The sequence below is a fragment of the Nonomuraea mangrovi genome (assembly GCF_042681425.1).
In the GTDB taxonomy this organism is placed as follows: Bacteria; Actinomycetota; Actinomycetes; order Streptosporangiales; family Streptosporangiaceae; genus Nonomuraea; species Nonomuraea mangrovi.
In genome coordinates, this window is record NZ_JBHUFV010000015.1 from 562,867 (window position 1) to 568,866 (window position 6,000).

At 68.9% G+C, this 6,000-nt stretch carries 4 protein-coding genes and 3 pseudogenes; 4 read left to right on the plus strand and 3 right to left on the minus strand.

The window, feature by feature from the left end:
- The first annotated feature begins 33 nt into the window (after positions 1-33).
- Positions 34-669, plus strand: a complete 636-nt coding sequence (locus tag ACFSKW_RS10070) for a hypothetical protein (protein WP_379571489.1) — start codon at positions 34-36, stop codon at positions 667-669.
- A 29-nt stretch (positions 670-698) separates the two neighbouring features.
- Positions 699-992, plus strand: a pseudogene (locus ACFSKW_RS10075) (IS3 family transposase); the annotation flags it as partial.
- Positions 993-1,334: 342 nt separating this feature from the next.
- Here the strand turns inward: ACFSKW_RS10075 and ACFSKW_RS10080 are convergent.
- Positions 1,335-2,567 (minus strand): MFS transporter, encoded by a 1,233-nt coding sequence (locus ACFSKW_RS10080; RefSeq protein ID WP_379571491.1) that lies wholly within the window; start codon positions 2,565-2,567, stop codon positions 1,335-1,337.
- Between the two features lie 105 nt (positions 2,568-2,672).
- A complete protein-coding gene (locus ACFSKW_RS10085; RefSeq protein ID WP_379571493.1) occupies positions 2,673-3,500 on the minus strand; it encodes a TSUP family transporter in 828 nt (275 codons plus the stop codon).
- 234 nt (positions 3,501-3,734) lie between these two features.
- On the opposite strand from ACFSKW_RS10085, the gene ACFSKW_RS10090 reads away from it, so the two are divergent.
- Together ACFSKW_RS10090 and ACFSKW_RS10095 are read left to right on the plus strand one after the other, a co-directional pair.
- A complete protein-coding gene (locus ACFSKW_RS10090; RefSeq protein ID WP_379571495.1) occupies positions 3,735-4,070 on the plus strand; it encodes an ArsR/SmtB family transcription factor in 336 nt (111 codons plus the stop codon).
- A gap of 63 nt (positions 4,071-4,133) precedes the next feature.
- Positions 4,134-4,718, plus strand: a pseudogene (locus ACFSKW_RS10095) (methyltransferase domain-containing protein); the annotation flags it as partial.
- A gap of 324 nt (positions 4,719-5,042) precedes the next feature.
- On the opposite strand, the pseudogene ACFSKW_RS10100 reads toward ACFSKW_RS10095, so the two are convergent.
- Positions 5,043-5,423, minus strand: a pseudogene (locus tag ACFSKW_RS10100) (IS110 family transposase); the annotation flags it as partial.
- Positions 5,424-6,000 lie beyond the last annotated feature (577 nt).

Below are 6,000 nucleotides of genomic sequence, written 5' to 3' on the forward strand. Positions count from 1 at the left end.
GATCGGGGTGCTCCGCATGGCGAGGGGGCACCGATGGCCAACAAGGGCAAAGCCGAACTGTTCGCGGCGATCCGTCGGGACGCTCGGCTGGAAGGCATGTCGGCGCGGGCGCTGGCCCGTAAGTACGGTGTGCATCGGCGGACGGTGGCCCAGGCGTTGGCCTCGCCCTGGCCGCCGGAGCGGAAGAAGCCACCTCCGCGCCCGTCGCGGCTGGATCTCTACAAGCCGGTCATCGATGCAATGCTGCGGGCCGATCTGGACGCCCCGCGCAAGCAGCGGCATACCGTGGTCCGCATTCGGAACCGGCTGGTGGAGGAGCACCAGGCGGTGGAGGTCTCCTATCCGATGGTCCGCGACTACGTGCGGCAGCGGCGGGCGGAGATCCGGATGGAGGCAGGCCGCGGGCCGGTGCCGGGCTTTATCGAGCAGACTCATCGTCCGGGTGTTGAGGCCGAGGTGGACTTCGGGGATGTGTGGATCCGGCTGGCCGGCAAGCTGACTCGCTGCTACCTGTTCTCCTTCCGCCTTTCGTGGTCGGGTAAGGCCCTGCATCGGATGTTCCTGACCTGCTCGCAAGAGGCGTTCTTCGAGGGCCACGTCCACGGGCATGGCGTGCGGTCGGCCAGCTGGTGCGGCCTTGGAGTGTCTCGCGTTTCAGCGTGGCGTTGAAGCTCTCGGCCGCCGCGTTGTCGGCGCTGGTCGCCTTCGGCCGGCGCTGTGAGCAGGCTGGCGTCCGTCCGTCGACGGGCCGAACCGGGACGTGCTTCGACAATGCGATCACCGAGAGCTTCTTCGCCTCGCTGGAGTGCGAACTGATCGACCGGCGCGCCTTCCGCACCAGGTCAGAAGCCGAACGAGCCCTCTTCAGCTACATCGAGGGGTTCTACAACCCACGCCGCCGCCACTCCGCCAACAGCCAGCTCAGCCCCACTGAATACGAGCGTCGACACGCGCTCAAGAACATCCACGACCTCGACTATGCTGCCGCGTAGTCGCAAGCCCTGATGTGTCTACTGAACCGGGGCAACTCCAACATCATCGAAACCGGAACTGTGTCCTACCGCTACACCCAGACCCAGGCCGCCAAGGCCAGCCAGCAGGCTCCCAACTGACCACCGGCGTGCTCTTCCCCGATAGCCGCCGAACTCGTCGGCCGCAGGAGCAGGTCAAGGTGGAGCGCCCACAGCGCAGCGAGGACGAGCACCTTGACCTGCGACAAGGACCGACCATCATCCGGCGCCGGGGAAGCGCGTGCACCGCCAATTGAGGTCGGCGTAGGGGTTGACCTAGGCATAGGCATCGTCGGCCTCGGTGAGGTCGACGCCCCTGACGACCTACGCGCGGCTGTCCTGCTTGGCGTCGTCGTCCACACGGCCGTCGTCGTCCGTGATCTTGAGCTTTCGTACGGCGGGAGCCAGCACGAGGGGTAGGTGGGCCGCCGCGGTGCCGAGGCAGGCGATCCACAGGAGCTGGTGAACGGTGACGACCTCGCCCAGCAGCCCGCCGACGACACCGCCGAGCGGCAGCGAACCCCACATGAGGAAGCGGAGGCTGGCGTTCATCCTGCCACGCAGGGCCTCGGGGCAGATCGCCTGGCGGTAGCTGCCCTGGGCGACGTTGTACATGACCGCGACCAGGAAGACGAGCGCCATGCCGATCGGGAACAGGGCGAGCCGCCAGCCGGGTCCGGTGAAGGCGACGAGCACATTGAGCGGAATGATCAGGACGGCTGCGCCGTACATCGTGGGGCCGTGACCGAAACGGGCGATCACGCGTGGCGCGAGGAGTGCGCCCAGCAGGCCACCGGCCCCCGCGCCCGAGATCATCAGGCCGTAGGCCGTCGCGCTCACGCCCAGCTCGGCGACCAGGTACAACGGCTGGACGATGGCCCAGATGCCGTTGATGAACATGGCCATGGCGCCGACGAAGCCGATCAGGCGCAGGATGGGCTGGCCGAGCACGTAGCGCAGGCCCTCCATGAGGCTCACACGCCCGCCGGAGGGGGTCTCCTTGGCCTTGACGCTCGCCAGCAGGGTGGCGGAGATCAGGTAGCTGACCGCGTCGACCACGATGGCGATGGGCGCCGTGAGCGCCTGCACGAGCCAGCCGCCGAGCCCGGGGCCGAAGAGCACGGAGAGGCTGCGCACGGACTCCAGGGTCCCCATGCCCTTGGGCAGCTGCTCCTTGGTCACGATGGAGGGCAGGAAGCTCAGGTGGGCGACGTCGAAGAAGGCCGTGCCGGTGCTGACGATCACGGCGACCGCGTAGAGCTGCGCCAGCGTGAGCGCCTCGAACAGCGCGGCGATCGGGATCGACGCCAGGGCGACCGCGCGCAGCACGTCGGCCGTCACCAGGATCGGCTTCCTGCGCAACCGGTCGACCCACACGCCGGCGGGCAGCCCGAAGAGGAGGAAGCCGATCATCTCGGCCGCGCTGAGCAGGCCGAGCTCGAACGGGCCCGCGTCCAGCACCAGCAGCGCGACCAGCGGGAGGGCCACGCGCGTGACCTGGGTGCCGAACTGGCTGAAGCCATCGGCGGTGACGTAACGACGGAAGGCGGGGGTCATCCGATCTACCCTAGGGGCGCGCCACGCTCCGCGCGCTGCCTGCGGCGCTGGGCCGCTGACCGTTGGCCCTTCGGTTTTGCGCGGGAGGCACCAGGTCCGTCGCGGTCACATGCTTGGCGGGCGATGGCGGGCCACTTTGACCGCTGAGATCAGCAGCACGACGGCCAGGGCCGGGATGAGAACGAGGTCGGGGATCACGCCGAGCAACAGGCCGCCGAGCAGCGCGCCCGCGATGGAGCCTGCGGTCATGATGGCGACGAAGCGGAGGTTGGCGCCCAGGACGGCGAAGCTGCCGTCGCGGCTGTAGCGGGCGAAGGCCACCAGCATGGTGGGCAGGGACACCAGCAGCGACAGGCTGCCGGCGGTCTTGATGTCCACCGAATAGAGCAGCATGATCGTCGGGATCAGCAGTTCCCCGCCGGCCACGCCCATGATCGCGGCCACCACGCCGATTCCGAACCCTGCCGCCACCCCGGCCGCCGCCTGCATCGGGCCGGGCAGCATCAAGGAGCCGAAGGTGGTGGTGTGGGTGAGCACCAGGGCGCCGGCCATGAGCACCATCAGGGCGGCCAGCACCTTGTAGAGGGTGGCGGTGCGCATCCGCACCGCCCACGACGCGCCCGCCCATGCGCCCAGCAGGCTTCCTGCCAGCAGGTTGACCGCGACCGTCCAGTGCGCGTTCAGGTCGGCGAAGGGGACGGCGGCCAGGCGCGCGGGCAGCGCGGTGAGCACCACGACCAGGCTCATCGCCTTGTTCAAGATGACTGCCGACAGCGCCGCGAAGCCAAACAGGCCGATCAGCAGCGGCAGTCGGAACTCCGCGCCGCCCAGGCCGATCAGTCCGCCCAGCACACCCACCGCCGCGCCGGCGGCGAACACCAGCGGCACCGAACCTGCCCGGCGATCGGACGCGGTGATGTCGTTTGCGCTCACGTCACCCTCACGTTCCCTGCCGCCCGCACCTGGTGTGCGGGGCCGCGTCCAGCTTTTCGCGCCCCTCTTGCCGAGCGGCATGCGGCTCGCGGCGGGATGTCAGACATGGCGCCATTCTGCCGGGCCGCCGTCCATGTCATCTGGCCACCCGGCGCCCAACGCGACGACCCACCTTCTCGCGGTTCCTGGGCGGGGGTTCCCCTCCGAGATGTCATCGACTATCGTCGATTATCGATGAACAAGGATGCGAAGCCGCTGGACCGGGCCGAGGCCGAGGAGTACGCGAGCTGGTTCAAAGCGCTGGCCGATGCCACGCGCATCCAGATCGTGTCACTGCTGGCCCGCCGCCGTGAGCCGATGACCGTGGGCGGGATCGTGAGCGTCTCCGGCGTCGGCCAGTCGACCGTGTCGCACCACCTGAAGATCCTCGCCGAGCTGCGGTTCGTGCTGGTCGAGCGGCAGGGCACGGCCAGTCTGTACCGGATCAACGAGGCCTGTGTGAGCTGCTTCCCCACCGCCGCCGACGTGGTGATGGGCAACCCGGTCCCGGCTTCACCGGTCTGCGAGTGAAGGAGAGTCGCGATGACTCACGATGAGATCGTCGAACGCTACTCCGGGCTGGCTCGGGCAGCGATGCTCGGCCGGGTGATCCTCGACTGCGGGGCGGAGGAGTTCGAGCAGGGCTGCTTCGGGACGGCCGGATACGACGACACCGACGGCCTTCCGGAGGGAGCGCTACGGGCCAGCCTGGGATGCGGCAACCCGGTGGCCGTCGCCGAGCTGCGCGCCGGGGAGGCCGTGCTCGACCTCGGCTCGGGTGGCGGCATCGACGTGCTGCTGTCGGCGCGAAGGGTTGGCCCATACGGCCAGGCCTATGGCCTGGACGCCAGCCCCGACATGCTGGAACTCGCCCGCGCCAACGCCGCCAAGGCGGGCGCGACCAACGTGGAGTTCCTGCACGGCACGATCGAGGCAGTCCCACTGCCAGACCAGGCGGTGGACGCGGTCATCTCTAACTGTGTGATCAATCTGTCCGACGACAAACCTGCCGTCCTGGCCGAGGCCTTCCGCGTCCTGCGGCCCGGCGGGCGGTTCGGGGTGAGCGACGTGGTCACCGACGGGCCCATTGATCCGGTACGGCGGGCCGCCGCCGAGCAGCGAGTGGGCTGTGTGGCCGGATCGCTGGCAGTCGAGGAGTACCGAAACCTGCTCCGCGAGGCAGGCTTCGTCGGCATCTCGATCCGCCTCACCGCCGACCACGGTGACGGCGTTCGTTCGGCCATCGTCCAGGCGCACAAGCCCGCGATCGGACCTGGCCTGGAGATCAGGCCGATGCGTGAGGCCGACGCCGCTCAAGTGCTGTCGATCTACCAGGCCGGTCTCGATACCGGACAGGCCAGTTTCGAGACCGTCGCCTCCAGCTGGGAGGGCTTCACCGAGGGCAAGCTTCCGCACCTGCGCTACGTCGCCGCCGACACCGAGACCGGCGAGGTGGTCGGCTGGATCGCCGCCTCCCCGGTGTCCTCACGTCCGGTGTACACCGGAGTCGTCGGGCAGCGGCCGGTGGTGTTCGGCGTCGACGCGCAGGATGTTGGCCAGGGTGAAGGCGTCCGCGTGGTCGGACTTCGACCGGGCGACGGTGTGCCGTTCGCGGTATCGGGCGACTGCCAGCGGGTTGATCGCGTAGACCGTGCGGCCGGTGGCGCGCAGGCATGACACCAGCAGGCCGCGGCTGGTCTCGATCGCGACCGGGATGCGGGCCTCGGGGCGATCGCCGTGCTCGGCCAGCAGCTCGATCAACGTCCGCCATCCGTCGACGTCGTCGCCGATGCGGCGCTTGGCCACTAGCTTGCCCGTCTCGTCGACCAGGGCGACGTCGTGATGCTTCTCCGCCCAGTCGATCCCGCACGTGATCGTCAACATGTCTCCTTCGTAGTGCCTTGCCCAGGTGAGCCATGCAGGGGCACGCCACGCCCTAATGAGAGAGCTCGACGGCTCGACATCCGATCAGCAGTTCGTGGCCCCAGCCGGCCGCAGGCCCGCGCACTGCGTAAGGGCTCGGCGGCCCCGGTATGAGTGAGCGGTGACTCCTGTGGCTGACTCACGGCACGATCTTGGCAAAGCGGGTGGTGGCGGGTCCGGACCGAGGCGCACGGCCTTAGCAGAGAGGCTCCCGGCCCGGTATCGACACAGGCGTTCTCTCGGTCCGGGCCCTCCACCACCCACCGTCAGCCCCACCCTGCTGCGCACTGCCTCTGTATGGGAGTCGGCGCTCCGGGTTGAAAGTAGGCGTCAGCAGGGAGGGGAGCCCCCTCGGGAGCAATGATCGAAACCTGTGGATCTGCCGGGAAGGGGTGTACCTTCCCGAATCATCTGATCATGGTTTCGAGATAAGGCCGACGCGCCAACGTCGGTCGGGAAGGCACACCCGTGCCGCTTACCGTAGTGCCCGAGTTCCCCGCTGACGACCGCGACGGCCCGACCGGCTCCTCGCCGACGT